Origin of the sequence: Mucilaginibacter kameinonensis (genome assembly GCF_003675385.1) — a bacterium.
Taxonomy (GTDB): domain Bacteria; phylum Bacteroidota; class Bacteroidia; order Sphingobacteriales; family Sphingobacteriaceae; genus Mucilaginibacter; species Mucilaginibacter kameinonensis.
This window is the reverse complement of record NZ_RCWZ01000003.1, coordinates 88,554-104,699: the sequence shown is the minus strand read 5'-3', so window position 1 is coordinate 104,699 and position 16,146 is coordinate 88,554. Positions and strand designations below refer to the sequence as shown.

Here is a 16,146-nt window from a genome sequence, read left to right as displayed (position 1 = left end):
ATATTTAATTATTTGTTTGTCTAATTTGTTTTCAAATCTGATTATGCAGCTGAATTGAAAAGTTCTCCATTCGCATTCCTTTCCCGGTTAACTCAAAAGTTCCTAAATTGAGTTGAGCTGTAGCTGGCCAAACGTAACCGTAATCGCCGCCCTTCTTATTGAACCAATCAAATGGAATGATATCAATAGATGAATTATTGATAATTACTATAGCGAAATTTTCAGCATAGTCAAAATCATAGTTAATACTGCTTTTTCTAACATAAGTTACAAAATTTGATAGGCCATAATTGTTGCCCAGTTCATCTTTTCCCGCATGGAGCCCCTTTAATTCGATTGTGAAATCAATTTTATTTATAAGCCCGTAGTTGGTTTTTATTTTTGAAAAATTAATCACGTCTTCTTCTGTTTTCCAAATTATAAGATCGCCATTTTGATCAAACATCAAATTCGTAAAGCAATTAATGAAAAAGTTGAAATTGTGGTTGTTAAATATAGATAACGAGTTAAATAATCTTGTTTTAGTATCAAAGCTCAACTTATATTGCAGACCCATTTGTTCAATGAGGCTTTTGAAATCATATTCATCAAAAAAGTATGGAAAGCAATATTGGACTGGTGTGATTAATGACATTGATTAAAGTTAATAAAAAAAGCCTCTCATTCTCATGAAAGGCTTTTGGATAAGCAAAGGGGCTCGAACCCCAATCTTCAATATTATAATGCTTCAGAAACCACTTCGGTAACTTCAGGTACCATGCGTTTAAGCAGGTTTTCGATACCGGCTTTAAGGGTTACGGTAGATGATGGGCAACCGCTGCATGAACCGCGAAGCTCAACAGTTACTATACCTTCATTAAATGAGCGGTAAGTGATAGCGCCGCCATCCTGCTCAACAGCCGGGCGAACGTAATCATGCAAAATCTGCTGAATTTTAACTTCAGTTTCGGTACCTTCAAAGTTTCCTGCTTCGGCTTCTTCCTCTAACTGGATCTTTAATTCAGATTCGATAGCGCCTTTAACAAACTCTTTCATGATAGGCTCAACATCTGCCCAGTCACTGCCTTCAGTTTTGGTAATGGTTACAAAATTGCTGGCAAAGAAAACGCCGTTTACAAACGAGAACTTGTACAGTTCTTTTGCAAAAGGTGATTTTTCGGCACTTTCCTTAGTAGGGAAGTCAACACTGCCATTAATAAGCAGTTTGTTAACTATGAATTTCATAGTTGCCGGGTTAGGCGTTAATTCGGTATATACGTTGATGTTCATCGTTTCGTGTTTTTATTCAATCTAATTAACAAATTTAATGAGCTTTTTTATTAAAAGCTACCTTAAACTTTGTTATGACATTTCTTTGATGCGAAGATTTAGATGTGCAGATAAGCAGATTTCAAATGTGCAGATTTCAGATGTGCAAATTGATGCACAATCAAAGCATCAATAAATCAAAATATTATTTGCACATCTGCACATTTGAAATCTGCACTTCTAAATACCTGTATAATTTAATGGCGTTATTTTTTTAATCTCCTCTTTAATGACATCACTTACATTTAACGTATCAACAAACTCCGCTATTGTGTTGGCGTTGATTTGCTGATTGGTACGGGTAAGATCTTTCAGAGCCTCATACGGGTTAGGGTAAGCTTCGCGCCTTAATATGGTTTGGATGGCTTCCGCTACAACGGGCCAGTTAGCTTCAAGGTCGGCATTAATGGCATCTGTGTTAAGCAATAGCTTGTTTAATCCCCTTACAGTTGATTTAATGGCGATCAATGTATGCGCGAACGGTACACCGATGTTCCTTAACACCGTAGAATCGGTAAGGTCGCGCTGTAACCTTGAAATTGGCAATTTGGCTGCGAGGTGCTCAAATAAAGCATTGGCGATACCCAGGTTGCCTTCAGAGTTTTCAAAATCAATAGGGTTAACCTTGTGCGGCATGGCCGATGAACCAACTTCGCCGGCTTTGATCTTTTGCTTGAAGTAATTCATGGAGATGTATGTCCACATATCACGGTCAAGATCAATCAGGATATTGTTAATGCGTTTTAGGGCATCGCATTGCGCGGCAAAATTATCATAGTGCTCAATTTGGGTAGTAAACTGTGAGCGTTTGAGGCCTAAAATATTGTTAACGAAATTATTGCCGAATGCTTTCCAATCGATAGCAGGGTACGCGATGTTATGCGCGTTGAAGTTACCGGTAGCACCGCCAAATTTAGCCGAATTCGGGATAGGTTTCAGCAGTTCAAGCTGGGCTTCCAGGCGTTCAACAAAAACCAGGATTTCCTTACCCAGGCGGGTTGGCGAAGCCGGTTGCCCATGCGTATGCGCCAGTAAAGGAACATTTTCCCAATCTGCAGCAAATGCCTTCAGGATGCTTACCAGGTCAGTAATAGCTGGGTAATAACTGTTATTTAAAGCCAGTTTGAAAGTGTATGGAATAGCAGTATTATTAATATCCTGCGAGGTAAGGCCAAAGTGAATAAACTCTTTGAATGGTTCCAGACCCAATTTATCAAACTCTTTTTTAATGAAGTACTCTACTGCTTTAACGTCGTGATTTGTCGTTTTTTCAATCACTTTGATACTTCCAGCGTCATCTTCCGAAAAATTTCTGTAAATGTCGCGTAACTTTTCTGATAGATTTTTATCAAATGCTTGTAACTGAGGTAGTGGGTATTCGGCAAGTGCTATGAAATACTCTATCTCAACAAATACACGGTACTTGATAAGGGCATATTCTGAAAAGTATGCAGCAAGTTCGGCAGTGGTGTTTCTATAACGGCCATCAATAGGCGAGATCGCTGAAAGTGAAGTAAGCGTCATATATTAAAAAGAGAGTGGATGAAATTTTTTGCAAAGGTAATCATTTTTGATGGCCTAAGGCAGATTAAAAGCTTCGCAAATAAACCACTGTATAACAAGCAATAATTAAATGGATTTTAAAAACGGACAAGTATTTGTAATGAAAAAGTAAAAATGAATGGAAACTTTTTATTCAAAAAATGTTTCCTTAGTTTTGACCCGGAAAGTCAATGAGTCAAACCGAAAGAATTATTAAAGGCGCCGAAGACCTGTTTTTAACCGCAGGTATTAAAAGTATCACCATGGATGATATTGCCAGGCATCTTGGTATGTCGAAAAAAACCATTTACCAGTTTTTTAAGGATAAGAACGAACTGGTGGTAGCGCTCACTAAACAGAAGCTGAAGGAAGATGAGGATCAAATGAATGATATCATCAGTAAATCGGCTAATGTGATTGAAGAGATGATCAACATGACCAAATGCTCGGAAGAGATCTTTTCGAGGATCAACCCGATAGTTATTCACGATTTGCAAAAGTATCATCCCGAAGCCTGGAACGATTTTCAGAAATTCAAATCCGAAATATTGATCCAAAAAATGGAAGAGCTGCTGATCAAGGGAATGGGACAGGGGTATATCCGTAAAGATATTGATGTACGCATTATAGCAAGGATGCGGGTTAATCAGGTAGAACTGGGCTTTAATACATCCATTTTCCCGGTGAGGGATTTTAGTCCTTGGAAAGTGCAGGTTCAGTTTTTAGATCACTTTAATTATGGCATTTGTACCATTGAAGGGTATAAACTGCTTAACGAGTATAAGAATATTAATAATGAATAACATGCTGACATAAGGTTGTCACTAACTGCATGAAATTTGTACCAGTTAAATTAAATCACTCAATCACAACATATATAATGAAATATCTATTTTTCACGGCAGCTGCAATTTGTGCCATCGCTTTTAAAAGCTTTGGGCAGGAGGCTGCGCCCAATGTACAAACCTTTAACTTTACTGTTGAGGATTGTGTTAACTATGCCTATGAGCATCAGGATTCGGTAGTTAATGCCAAGCTTGATATCAAGAGTGCCGAGTATAAAGTTAAGGAAACCACCGGCATTGGCTTGCCTCAGATAACAGGAACTGCTTCATTTCAGGATTACCTGAAAATTCCGACCACGTTATTGCCCGGTGAGTTTTTTGGACAGCCGGCCGGTACTTTCGTACCTATCCAGTTTGGTGTTAAATACCAGTCGAGCTTTGGGGTAAATGCTAACCAGATCTTATTTGATGGTAGCTATCTTGTTGGTTTAAAGGCGTCCAAAACTTATAAAGAACTTTCTATCCGCAGCCATATCCGTTCAAAAATTGAGGCTAATGTTAATGTTACCAAAGCTTATTACCAGGTTTTGGTTAGCAATGAGCAGTTGAGATTATTGAATGCCAATATTGCTCAGCTAAAGCAGCAAATGGATGAAACCACACAGCAAAATAAGCAGGGCTTTGTTGAAAAAATTGATGTTGACCGGATTGTTGTCCAGTACAATAACTTAGTTACGAGCCGCGAAAACACTATTCGTTTACTGGCTTTAAATTATCAGGTACTTAAGTTTCAGATGGGTATGCCTATTGAATATGCGCTTAGTTTGAAGGATAAACTTGAAGATATCAAACTTGAAGACAATACAGCCGATCTTGCTGCCGATACCGCGTTTTACCACAACCGCATCGAGTACAATTTAGCCGAGACTAATGTCGACCTTAAGCAACTGGACCTAAAACGTCAAAAATCGCTTTCTCTGCCGTCGCTTAAAGCTAACGCGGCTTATACCTCATCATATCAGGACAATAATTTTAGTAACTTGTATAAAATGAGTTTTCCGTCAAGTTACGTCGGTTTAACTTTAAACGTACCATTATTTAGCGGTCTTCAGCGTGTTAATCAGATCAGGCAATCAAAAATAGCCGTACTTAAATCACAAAATGATTTGGAGAACGCTAAAAATGGTCTAAAGCTACAGGCTAATCAGGCCCATGTTACTTATGTGAACGGTTTGCAGTCGCTTAATAACCAAAAACGTAATCAAACCCTTGCGCAGGAAGTATTGCGCGTTTCAAAAATAAAATATCAGCAGGGTGTAGGTTCAAGTATTGAGGTTACGCAAGCGCAAACAGGGCTCGAAGATGCCGATAATAAATACATACAAGGCCTGTATGACGCCCTGGTTAGTAAAGTTGACCTTGATAAAGCTTACGGACGAATTAAATAACGACAACACTAAACTCACTATATAACAATGAAAATGAAAAAATTTATATACATACCATTCCTGGTTTTACTTGCGGCCTGCTCAAGTAAGCCTAAAGATAAAAAGGCCGAGCTGGCCGATCTGAAAAAGCAGCAATCAGATATCAATTCAAAAATTGAGAAGCTGCAGTCTGAAATGGGCACTACCGATTCGGCAAAAAGCACTGACGTAAGTGTTACTGAAGTAAAAACGGGCAATTTTACCAACTACGTTCAAATACAGGGTAAAATAGATGCGCAGGATAACGTTACTGCCTATCCTCAAATGCAGGCTGCCATTACCGCGCTTTATGTAAAACCGGGGCAGCATGTAAGCAAGGGTCAGATCCTTGCACAGCTTGATAATAGCGTTATGCAGCAAAACATCGCTCAAAGCGAAGCCCAGGTGAGTTTAAACCAGCAATTATTTGATCGCCAGAAAAACCTGTGGGATCAAAAAATAGGCACCGAAGTACAATATCTGCAAGCTCAAACCACTTTACAAAGCAGCCAGAAAGCTTTAGCATCGTTAAAAAAGCAATCTGCCTTGTATCGTATCATATCACCAATAAATGGTACCGTAGATCAAATGGACCTGAAACTTGGACAGAGCGCGACACCGGGCCAAACAGGTATCCGTATTGTTAATGCTGATGTTTTAAAGGTAAAGGCTGATGTGCCTGAGTCATATGCAAGCAGTGTAAACACCGGTAACGATGTTAAGATCTTAATACCGGATGCTAATGATTCATTAGTTACCAAAGTAACTTTCGCCGCAAAAGCTATTGATCCTACATCACGTAGTTTTGGAGTGGAGATAAAGCTGCCAGTACGCAGTACACTGCGCCCTAATATGACGGCTATTTTAAAAATAGCCGATTATGCAAAAAATAACACTATTTCGGTACCTGTAAAAGCAGTGCAGAAATCAGAAACCGGCGACCATGTGTTTGTAAATCAGAATGGTATTGCAAAACAGGTAAATGTAAAATCGGGTATTACTTATGGTGGCCAAACAGAGATATTATCAGGTTTGAAAGCCGGTGACCAGCTTATAGTTGAAGGCGCAACAGAGGTTGAAGACGGCGATAAAGTCAAAGTTGTTCAATCGGCCAATTAGTTATTAACCAATTGATCTGTTCATTATGAAAGATGTAAAGAAAGAATTTGGCCCTTCAAGTTGGGCTATTGATAACAAAACGGCCATTTATGTGCTCATGTTCCTGATCACGGTGCTTGGCCTGGTAAGTTATAACCGCTTGCCTAAGGAAAACTTTCCGGATATAGCACAATCAAAGGTGTTTATAACAACAACCTTTGCCGGTCAGTCTCCGCAAAATATCGAAAACCTGGTAACCCGCCAGATAGAAAAGCAGCTGAAATCATTAAAGGGATTGAAGAAAGTGACTTCAAACTCGGTTCAGAATGTTTCTATTATTACTGCCGAATTTCAGGCTAATATTGATATCAAGGATGCAAAAATAGACGTAAAGGATAAGATTGACCAAGCCAAGAAGGATCTCCCGCAAAATGATAATAATTATACCGATCCTGTTGTTTCGGATATTAACGTTGCCGATCTGCCTATTTTATATATCAATATTTCAGGTAATTATGATCTGAAAAAGCTAAAGGAATATGCTGATATATTAAAAGATGAAATTGAAAGCTACAAGGAAATTTCAAAAGTTGATGAGGTAGGTGCTTTAACTCCTGAAATACAGGTTAATGTTGATATGAACAAGATGGCTGCCGCGCAACTAAGCCTGCCGGACATTAGTACAGCCATTGGTTACGAAAATATATTGTCATCAACAGGTACTGCTAAAACCGACGGCGTTCGCAGAACCATTGATATTAAGCAGGATTTTAAAAATGCCGATGAAGTGGCTGCCATGGTGATCCGTAACCCTAAAGGGCAGGCTGTTTATTTACGGGATATTGCCGAGGTTAAAGATTCATTTTTAGAACAGGAAAGTTATGCAAGGTTAAAAACCAATGATAATCCTAACTTCAAAAATGTAATTACCCTTAACGTGAGTAAAAGGGCGGGCGAAAACCTGATTGAGGCTTCTGATAAGATCAACGAGTTGATCAAGCTAAAACAAAAAACAGTTTTCCCTAAAGGCCTGGATATTGTTGTTACCGGCGATCAGTCTGACAAAACGCGTACAACACTTAATGACTTAATTAACACCATCGTTATCGGCTTCCTTTTGGTTACCGTTATCCTGATGTTTTTTATGGGCACAACCAATGCCATTTTCGTGGCATTATCTGTACCGTTGTCATGTTTTATTGCCTTCCTGGTAATGCCTGCCATTGGCTTTACGCTCAATATGATCGTGTTATTCTCGTTCCTGCTGGCGCTGGGTATTGTGGTGGACGACGCCATCGTAGTAATAGAGAACACACACCGTATTTTTGCCAATGGGAAAGTGCCAATTAAAGAGGCTGCTAAAATGGCGGCAGGAGAGGTGTTCCTTCCGGTATTTTCAGGTACCATGACTACTTTGGCTCCGTTTGTGCCTCTGGCTTTCTGGAATAGCTTGATAGGCCATTTCATGTTCTTCCTGCCAATTACTTTGATCATTACCTTGTTGGCATCCTTAGTGGTAGCTTATATCATTAACCCGGTATTCGCGGTTGATTTTATGAGGCCACATCACGATGGCGAACATGATCATCCTAAGTTTGACAGGCCTACAAAAAGGGCCATGATATTTTTGACAATTGCAGCAGTTATTGGCTATCTGATGAACGTTGGTATTGGAAACCTGATGGTGCTGATCATGGTATTATACCTGATTAACCATTTCTTCCTGCTGCGTGTTATTGATAGGTTCCAGAAAAATGCCTGGCCTAAATTTCAAAACTGGTATGCCAAATGGCTTGAACGTGCTGTACGCAGGCCGGTAACCGTTCTGGTCGGAACTATCGGCTTGTTTATTTTTGCGATTTTCTTGATGGCGGTACGCGGCAAAACACCAGAGTTTTTCCCATCGGGCGACCCTAACTTTGCCTATGTGTACATTACTTTGCCTATCGGTACCGATCAGGCTTATACCAATGAAGTAACCAAACAGATAGAAAAGCGCGTTGCACAAGTAGTTGAGCCTGATAAGGATATCGTGTCGTCAGTTATTTCAAACGTAACAAAAGGGGTTACCGATCCTACTGATGAAGATCAGGGCGATTATGAAAATAAAGGTAAGGTTACCGTAGCGTTTGTTGAATTTGGTAAACGTAACGGTAAGGATACCAAAAAGGTATTAGCCAACATCCGTGCGGCTGTACAAGGGATTCCCGGTGCAAAAATAGCTGTTGCACAGGAGAGCAGCGGTCCTCCGGTACAAAAAGATATCAGTATTGAGATAGTGGGTGATAACCTGGATACGCTGGTTGCTACCGGCAACAGGCTTAAAAGTTATTTGGCTAAGCAAAATATTGCTGGTATCGAAAACCTGATTGCCGACGTGCAAAGCGATAAGCCGGAAATTGTGTTTGATATAGATCGTGAGCGTGCTAACCGTGAGGGAGTATCTTCTCAGCAAATCAATCAAAACCTGTTTACCGCAATTTATGGTTGGAAGGCAGCCGATTTTCGCAATACCCGCGAGGACGATTATAAAATCATGGTAAGAACATTGCCAAGTCAGCGCAGTAATATTGATGAGATCAAAAACCTGAAAATTACATACCGTGATATGGCCATGAGTGGCGCGATACGCCAGGTGCCAATATCGGCTTTCACTGATGTGCGCTATACCACCACTTACAGTAATATCAAACGTAAACAACAGCGTAGGGTGTTAACGCTTGGCTCAAATGTAATTAAGCCAAATAATCCTAACGAGGTTAATGCCAATATCCTTAAAGCGATAAATAACTTTAAGAGGCCGGATAATGTGACTATTCGTCAGGGCGGTGGACAGGAAGACCAAATGGAGGCCATGACCTTCCTGCTATCGGCGCTTGCTGTATCATTCGGATTGATCCTGGTTATTTTGATGATCCAGTTCAACTCAATCGGTAAAACGCTTATAATCATTAGCGAGATCTTTTTTAGTATTATAGGTGTATTGCTGGGCGTCAGCGTATTCGGTATGACCATGTCTATCGTAATGACCGGCGTTGGTATCATCGCTTTAGCGGGTGTGGTTGTTCGTAACGGTATCTTATTGGTTGAGTTTACCGATATGTTGCTTGAGCAAGGCGTAAGCATTCACGATGCAGTAGTTGAAGCCGGTCATACCCGTATGACACCGGTATTACTTACCGCCACTGCCGCCATTTTAGGTTTAATACCGCTGGCGGTTGGTTTCAATATCGACTTCGTAGGTTTGTTTACCCATTTTGAACCGCATATCCACTTTGGCGGCGATAACGTTGCTTTCTGGGGCCCATTGGCGTGGACAATGATCTTCGGTTTAGGTTTTGCTACGGTTATTACACTGATACTTGTACCTTGTTTATACCTGATCCGTTATAACCTTAAAGCAAGGTTGTTCGGCAAAAAATCAGTTGAACCTAAACATGCAGCGGTGTTAGAACCAGAAGCAGTTTAAAATAAGGTTAATAGATATAAAAACGGCCATGCTATCCTTAGCATGGCCGTTTTTTTGTAGCTATGGGGCAGAACATTACGTCAGGTTTGGGGTTCTTTAATCAAGTATTTTGAAGCGAAATGAAACTTAAAGTATCAAACCCAATTTGGCCGGTGATTGGCATCGGTACATTAGCCGGCATGCGCACATTATCGGCCCCGGTTGTAACTACGCATATACTTAGTAAGCATCCATCAAAAAGGCTGGAGAAATCGCCATTAAAGTTCATGCAATCAACAACCGTTGCAGCCGTTTTAAAGATTTTGTCGGTTACTGAACTTATTGCGGATAAATTACCATCAACGCCAAACCGAATAGAACCGGAGGGCGTAGCCGGCAGAGGTTTGTCAGGTGCTTTGGCCGGTGCAAGCATTTATAAAGCTGTTGGTGGTAAAGCCTTAGCCGGAGCATTGATAGGAGGGGCAGCGGCAATAGCGGCAACTTATGCAAGCTATTATTTACGTAAAAACATAGTTAAGGCAAACCATGTCGCCGATCCGTTGATTGGCGCAGCCGAAGACGCTTTGGTAATTGGGGCGGGCATCAGCTTAAGCAAATTGGTTTAAGCTCCTGTGGCAGGTTGAATATATTTTTCAAGTTCGCCCAAGTTGCTGAGTTCGTTACGTGAACGAGGCAGACTGCCCGGGAAATTCTTCTGGATAAAAGTGATCAGGTTTTCGCGGATGTAACAACGCAGGTCAAAGGCGTTTGACGAGGTGCTTGCGCTCATTAATACCCTGATTTCGATAGTATGCTCCCGCACATCGGTTACCTGTACTACTTTAACCCGTTTATCCCAAAGACTTGATTTTATAATCAACCGCTCAAACTCCTCACGAATGGCATCAATAGGCACTGTATGGTCCATATATAAAAATACCGTACCCAGTATATCCGCCGAAGTGCGTGTCCAGTTTTGAAACGGTTTTTGGATAAAATAATTGATGGGCAGTATCAGGCGCCGTTCGTCCCAGATTTTTAGCACTACATAAGTGAGGGTGATCTCTTCAACACGGCCCCATTCGCCTTCTACAACCAAGACATCATCAATGCGGATAGGTTGCGTAAAGGCTATCTGAAAACCGGCCAAAAGGTTGCCTAATGAACTTTGCGCCGCGAAGCCCACTATAATACCACCTATACCAACGCCGGTAAGCAGGCCGGTGCCTATCTTGCGCATGCTTTCAAAACTAAGCAGGATGATGGCGATGGTTAAGAAAATGATGGTTACCACGATGATCTTGCGGATAAACTGAATCTGCGTTCGCACCTTACGCTCTTTCAGGTTATCAACCTTATTAAGGTCGTAAGTGTGATAGATATAATCTTCCAGGATGCGTACTGAACGGACAAGCAGGCCTGCAAATGATATGGTAAGCAAGATCTCTATGGTTTTATCAAGCGGCTGATAATAGAGTTTATTCATCCGCAGTAAGGGCGATAGCAGGTTGAACAGGAACAATGGTATAAAGTAAGCCACCGCCGGGCCAAGGTTTACAATTATTGATCGTAGTATGGAGTAATCAGTTTCTTTGCGCTGGGCGTAGATCCGGAATAATTTTGTAATGATAAATTTAGTGATAAGGCCGATAAGTATTGCCGAAGCGATGATGATCAAATTCCAGGCAAAGGAGGGGATCCGTTGCGAAAACTCAAGCAAATCGGGTGGTAATCTGTTTCCAATATCCATAATCTAAAAATTGGTGTCCCCTATAAAATAGTTGGAATGTAAAATTGTTTTAGCAAATGCCCTGCAGAAGGGGGTTGCCACACTTATTTGATGAATTTTTGATAGTTTTGTTAAAAAAGTCAGGAAATCGATTGTATTGACTTATTTGTTTACCTGTTTTTAAGCAAAATTTTTCACATGGCAGCAGCTAATGACCAGCAGGATATTAAAAGGGAGAAAATTTTAGAGGCCTCGCACCAGCGTTTTTTACATTATGGTTATTCAAAAACAACCATGAACGAAATAGCCGGTGACTTATCCATGTCAAAAGCTTTGCTTTATTATTATTTCCCGGATAAAAGTCAGCTGTACATTGCTGTAATGCGCAAGCTTGCTACCGACTATCTAAAAACGCTTGAGAGCAGGTTAAATAGCTTCACTAACTTAAAAGAGGCATTCACATTCCAGGTAAATACTCATCACGAGTTTATCGTTAATAACTATAACTTTTTTGATTTTTTCAGGCTTAACGAGCAAAACCTCCCCGAAACCATCTGGCAAATAGTTGGTGAAGTGCATAGCGCGGAATTGAACCTGTTAAGTAATGCCATTAAAATCGAGGTTGAGAAAGGTGCGATAAAGCCGGTAAACAACCCTGAAGAGATTGTTGACGTATTGATGGATGCTCTACATGGTATCAGGGTTGGGGCCATATCTCAAAAGAAAACCAACTTCCCGCGTAAGGAACATCTCGAAGAAATCCACACCAAAAAACTGCTTCTGCTTGATATTTTTATCAAGGGACTAATGGCTTAAAGTCATCCGAAGGTATAAAAAGCCTGTACTGTCAGTTAGCCGTCAAATGAATTGCCTGTTTAATGCTGGGCCTGTTATTTATGGGTACATTTGTACTTGCAAGTAATTTAACAGGCTGGTAATTACCTTTTTGTTTAATTATTTACAAATACTTCTTTTTTAAGAGGTGATTGTTTTAGAGTGATTTAGTCCGCGTAGCTTTTTGCCGCGCGGACTTTTTATGCGCTGATATTTGTGTTAATGTCAATATTGCCAATCAGTATTTTATGAACCGGACAAGCGTTTGCTATTTTAAGTAGCCTGTCCCGCTGCTCGTCGTTAACTTCGCCTTTAAAACTTAGCTTGGTTTCAATACGTGTGCCGCTTAAAGTTTTATACATCTCAATATCGGCTTTGATTTCTTCTATAGGCCACATTTTGCGGTCGATATACATGCGCAGGGTAATAACCGTGCAGCTTGCAAGGCTGGCCAGCAATAAACTAAAGGGGTTCATGCCGGTGTTGCTGCCATTGGCTTTCAATGGTTCGTCGGTTATGAGACCGTGCCCGCCACTATTAACTATTGTTTGATACTGGGTATGCCCTATAAATGCGGTGGCGCTTTCTATCAACTCAATTCCGGTTTCTTCCATAAGGCTATTGTTATAGTAATTTACGATTAGTCTTTAGTCTAAAGTCATAAGTGCCAAGTTTAAAGAAGGCAAGGAGTCTAACGTTTGACTTTCGACTTCATGCATCTGACTTTATTTATTCAGAACTTTCGTTAATATCAACCAGCGCCCAACTTTTTTTAAGGTATTTAGGGCCACCATTATATTTCAGTAATACCTCAAAATTAGTCCGGTTCATTTCGCCTTTGCTGCCTTTCGAAAGTACGTATGATTTAATGATAAAAATAGAATCGGCTTTTTTACCAAACTGGTATTTATCATCGGGGAACGAAATGTTGCTGTTACGTATGGTTGGCGTAACAAATTCAGTAGCCATCTTATAAGCGTCTTCGGCAGTTGGCGCTTTACTGAACGAAAGTACTTCTGAAACGCCACCCGATGTAGCAAATTTGGCCATAATAAATATAAATATCAGGCCGGCAATCACAATGGCGTACACGCCTTTCATAGCACGCTTTTTTTTAAGGTGCTTTTCCTTAAGGTAAGTTTGAGTCATTAGTTTAAAAAAGGGTGCGATAAAAGTAGCAATTTAATTGATGAATAAAAGCAACCCTTTGTTAAACAGCCCTTATGGCTGATGGCCGAAGAATAAGTAAGCGATAAAGATAGCCGCGATAACCCCGGCCAGATCGGCAATAAGTCCTGCCGGAATAGCGTAGCGCGATTTTTTGATACCCACGGAACCAAAGTATAATGCAACAATATAAAAGGTAGTATCCGCCGAACCGTTAAAGATCCCGGCCAGTCTTCCGGCAAATTTATCAACGCCGAAGTTTTGCATTACGGTTATCATCATGCCTTTGGAGCCCGATCCGCTGAGCGGTTTTAAATAAGCAACCGGCATGGCGTCAACAAAGCGGGTATCTAAATGGAATTGGACACAAACCCAGCGCAGCCCTTCATTCATATAATCCAAAGCGCCGCAACTCCTGAAAACGCTGATACCAACCAGCATGGCTACCAGGTAGGGGATTATCTTTACCGATGTTTCAAAGCCGCCTTTAGCACCTTCAACAAAAACTTCAAATACATTTACCTTTTTTATAAGTCCGCCAACAATGAATATCACCGGTATGGTAAACAGCATTACATTGCTGATAATGGATGATACCGTACTAATTTGTTCTTTAGTTAGTTGAGTAGTAAAGTACCATACAACCAGTGTAATAAAAGCTGTAACGCCGCCAAGCCAGCCAATAATTACCCTGTCAAAAAGATTGATTTTTTGTTTAATGGCTACTGCTATTAGGCCCACAACGGTAGCCACATAAGTAGCAATAATACAAGGTAAAAACACCTCGGCAGGATCTTTAGAGTTTAAGATAGCCCTTTGTGCAATAATGGTGACCGGTAATAATTGTAAGCCCGAGGTGTGTAGCACCAGGAACATGATCTGGGCATTTGAGGCGGTTTCCTTATCAGGGTTTAATTCCTGTAGACTGCCCATAGCTTTTAACCCAAGTGGGGTAGCCGCGTTGTCCAGCCCCATTAAATTGGCCGAAAAGTTCATCATCATCTGACCGGTAGCAGGGTGATCTTTAGGTACATCCGGAAACAAACGACTGAAAAATGGCCTTACTATTCGCGATAAAAAATTGATGGCCCCGGCTTTTTCGCCAATATTCAGAATACCGAGCCAGAACGCCATAGAACCGATTAATGGCAAGGCGATATCCATTACCGACGACTTAGATGAATTGAACAATCCTTCAACCAATAATTTGAAAGCTTCTGTATCGCCAAAAAAAACTAATTTTATGAGTGAAACTACAAATGCAATTACAAAAAAAGCTATCCAGATATAGTTAAGCGCCATAGTAATGTTTAAGGCTCTGAAGTTAGTGCTTTTGCTGTTTAATATGAAATGCTCATACTTTTATACTACTCATAAAACCGATATATGAACCAGGCGATTAATAAACTCAGCCAAATTATTGACGATGTACGACTGTTAAAGGGACAGGATACCGATTGGACTTGTAAAGCATCGCCTGCCAAATGGTCAAAAAAAGAAGTGATAGGTCATTTGATTGACAGCGCCCAGATCAACCTGCAACGTTTTGTTCGCTGCACTTATGAAGAGAACTTCAGGCTCACCTATGAGCAGGTGGAGTGGGTTGCGGCTGCTCATTACCAGGACGCGGATATTAATGAACTGATTGAACTTTGGGCATTGTTAAACCTGCAAATTATAAGGGTTTTGAATAATTATCCTCCCGATAGGTTAAACGCCCGTTGTGATAACAGCAAACGGGAGCCAAACCTGCAAACGGTTGAATGGCTTGCCGCCGATTACGTTGACCATATGTTACATCACCTGAAAGATATATTGTAATGGCTGGCTATTCGGGTACACCTTTGGCGAAAAAACTTGGCATAAAAGCAGGAGCAAGATTAATGCTGATCAACGCGCCCGAGCATTACATCGATTTGTTTACCGATATGCCTCCTGATGTTTATTTTACCGCCGATGTTTCACTTGAAAATGATGTGATCCATTTCTTTAGCAAAAGCGCAGATGAATATCAAGCTAAACTCCCGGAGTTAATGAAACAAATAAAGCAGGATGGCATGATCTGGGTTTCCTGGCCCAAAAAAGCGTCAAAAGTAGTTACCGATATCACTGAAGATTTGATCAGGAACTTTGCCCTGCAAATTGACCTGGTTGATATTAAAGTTTGTGCTGTTGATGAAGTTTGGTCAGGTTTAAAGCTGGTTATACCTGTTAAAAGCAGAAAACATACAACATAGGTCATTTTTTACTAAAACCAATTAAACAACAGTAGTGTGTTTTAGCATAAGCACTTAATTATATAACTTAGCGCAATAATACCAGATAATATGGCTCAGATTGAATTAAAACGTGTACATGGCGATTTTGGCTTCGAAGCTGTTGACGCTAATGGACACACCGTAAAAATGGACAGTAGTCCGGAAAGTGGCGGTCAGGATTTTGGTATCCGCCCAATGCAGATGCTTTTAATGGGCCTTGCCGGTTGTTCGGCAATTGACGTGATCAGTATCCTGAAAAAACAACGCCAGGAAATAACCGACTATAAAATGGTGGTTAATGGTGAACGCGAGGCGGGCAAAGAGCCTTCGCTATGGGAAGATGTGGATATTGAATTTCATATCTATGGTAATGTTGATGAAGATAAAGCCGTACGCGCTGCCGAACTATCTATCAACAAATACTGCTCTGTTGCGGCAACGCTTTCAAAGGCTGGTGCGGCAATTAAATGGAAGGTAATTGTTCACCCTGCCCAATAATAAAATTTATTAC

General features: G+C 40.6%; 16 protein-coding genes. 9 read left to right on the top strand and 7 right to left on the bottom strand.

Annotated elements, in window-relative coordinates:
• Positions 1-31: 31 nt before the first annotated feature.
• The 3 genes from EAH55_RS13500 to purB all read right to left on the bottom strand — a co-directional run bounded on the left by EAH55_RS13500 (position 32) and on the right by purB (position 2,832).
• Positions 32-634 carry a hypothetical protein gene (locus EAH55_RS13500; protein WP_121810126.1) on the bottom strand — a complete coding sequence of 201 codons (603 nt, stop codon included), beginning with the start codon at positions 632-634 and terminating at the stop codon, positions 32-34.
• A gap of 83 nt (positions 635-717) precedes the next feature.
• Positions 718-1,269 (bottom strand): NifU family protein, encoded by a 552-nt coding sequence (locus EAH55_RS13495; protein ID WP_121810125.1) that lies wholly within the window; start codon positions 1,267-1,269, stop codon positions 718-720.
• Positions 1,270-1,488: 219 nt separating this feature from the next.
• Positions 1,489-2,832: an adenylosuccinate lyase gene (purB, locus tag EAH55_RS13490; RefSeq protein WP_121810124.1), complete on the bottom strand. Its 1,344-nt coding sequence runs from the start codon at positions 2,830-2,832 to the stop codon at positions 1,489-1,491.
• Between the two features lie 209 nt (positions 2,833-3,041).
• Between purB and EAH55_RS13485 the strand changes: the two genes are divergently transcribed.
• The 5 genes from EAH55_RS13485 (at position 3,042) to EAH55_RS13465 (ending at position 10,273) form a co-directional block, all read left to right on the top strand.
• The gene (locus EAH55_RS13485) at positions 3,042-3,653 is read left to right on the top strand and encodes a TetR/AcrR family transcriptional regulator (protein WP_121810123.1); all 612 of its coding nucleotides are present in this window, start codon (positions 3,042-3,044) and stop codon (positions 3,651-3,653) included.
• Between the two features lie 77 nt (positions 3,654-3,730).
• The gene (locus EAH55_RS13480; RefSeq protein ID WP_121810122.1) at positions 3,731-5,083 is read left to right on the top strand and encodes a TolC family protein; all 1,353 of its coding nucleotides are present in this window, start codon (positions 3,731-3,733) and stop codon (positions 5,081-5,083) included.
• Between the two features lie 33 nt (positions 5,084-5,116).
• Positions 5,117-6,220, top strand: a complete 1,104-nt coding sequence (locus EAH55_RS13475) for an efflux RND transporter periplasmic adaptor subunit (RefSeq protein WP_121810898.1) — start codon at positions 5,117-5,119, stop codon at positions 6,218-6,220.
• Between the two features lie 25 nt (positions 6,221-6,245).
• Positions 6,246-9,668: an efflux RND transporter permease subunit gene (locus EAH55_RS13470; protein ID WP_121810121.1), complete on the top strand. Its 3,423-nt coding sequence runs from the start codon at positions 6,246-6,248 to the stop codon at positions 9,666-9,668.
• Positions 9,669-9,787: 119 nt separating this feature from the next.
• Entirely contained in the window at positions 9,788-10,273 is a 486-nt protein-coding gene (locus EAH55_RS13465; protein WP_121810120.1) for a DUF4126 family protein, read from the top strand.
• Here the strand turns inward: EAH55_RS13465 and EAH55_RS13460 are convergent.
• The gene (locus EAH55_RS13460) at positions 10,270-11,397 is read right to left on the bottom strand and encodes a mechanosensitive ion channel family protein (RefSeq protein ID WP_121810119.1); all 1,128 of its coding nucleotides are present in this window, start codon (positions 11,395-11,397) and stop codon (positions 10,270-10,272) included. The two genes, EAH55_RS13465 and EAH55_RS13460, sit on opposite strands and share 4 nt — an antisense overlap.
• Positions 11,398-11,574: 177 nt before the next feature.
• Here EAH55_RS13460 and EAH55_RS13455 point away from each other — a divergent pair, with 177 nt between their 5' ends.
• Positions 11,575-12,192, top strand: coding sequence for a TetR/AcrR family transcriptional regulator (locus EAH55_RS13455; protein WP_121810118.1), 618 nt, complete (start codon positions 11,575-11,577; stop codon positions 12,190-12,192).
• A gap of 218 nt (positions 12,193-12,410) precedes the next feature.
• Here EAH55_RS13455 and EAH55_RS13450 read toward each other — a convergent pair whose 3' ends face one another.
• The 3 genes from EAH55_RS13450 to EAH55_RS13440 all read right to left on the bottom strand — a co-directional run bounded on the left by EAH55_RS13450 (position 12,411) and on the right by EAH55_RS13440 (position 14,679).
• Positions 12,411-12,824 (bottom strand): OsmC family protein, encoded by a 414-nt coding sequence (locus EAH55_RS13450; protein WP_114938063.1) that lies wholly within the window; start codon positions 12,822-12,824, stop codon positions 12,411-12,413.
• Between the two features lie 115 nt (positions 12,825-12,939).
• Positions 12,940-13,359 (bottom strand): hypothetical protein, encoded by a 420-nt coding sequence (locus tag EAH55_RS13445; RefSeq protein ID WP_121810117.1) that lies wholly within the window; start codon positions 13,357-13,359, stop codon positions 12,940-12,942.
• 72 nt (positions 13,360-13,431) lie between these two features.
• The gene (locus EAH55_RS13440; protein ID WP_121810116.1) at positions 13,432-14,679 is read right to left on the bottom strand and encodes a nucleoside recognition domain-containing protein; all 1,248 of its coding nucleotides are present in this window, start codon (positions 14,677-14,679) and stop codon (positions 13,432-13,434) included.
• An 84-nt stretch (positions 14,680-14,763) separates the two neighbouring features.
• Here EAH55_RS13440 and EAH55_RS13435 point away from each other — a divergent pair, with 84 nt between their 5' ends.
• The 3 genes from EAH55_RS13435 (at position 14,764) to EAH55_RS13425 (ending at position 16,133) form a co-directional block, all read left to right on the top strand.
• Positions 14,764-15,198 carry a DinB family protein gene (locus tag EAH55_RS13435; protein ID WP_121810115.1) on the top strand — a complete coding sequence of 145 codons (435 nt, stop codon included), beginning with the start codon at positions 14,764-14,766 and terminating at the stop codon, positions 15,196-15,198.
• Entirely contained in the window at positions 15,198-15,614 is a 417-nt protein-coding gene (locus EAH55_RS13430; RefSeq protein ID WP_121810114.1) for a DUF3052 family protein, read from the top strand. Before EAH55_RS13435 ends, EAH55_RS13430 begins: the two co-directional genes overlap by 1 nt.
• A 90-nt stretch (positions 15,615-15,704) precedes the next feature.
• Positions 15,705-16,133 carry an OsmC family protein gene (locus tag EAH55_RS13425; RefSeq protein WP_112570552.1) on the top strand — a complete coding sequence of 143 codons (429 nt, stop codon included), beginning with the start codon at positions 15,705-15,707 and terminating at the stop codon, positions 16,131-16,133.
• The last annotated feature ends 13 nt before the right edge of the window (positions 16,134-16,146 follow it).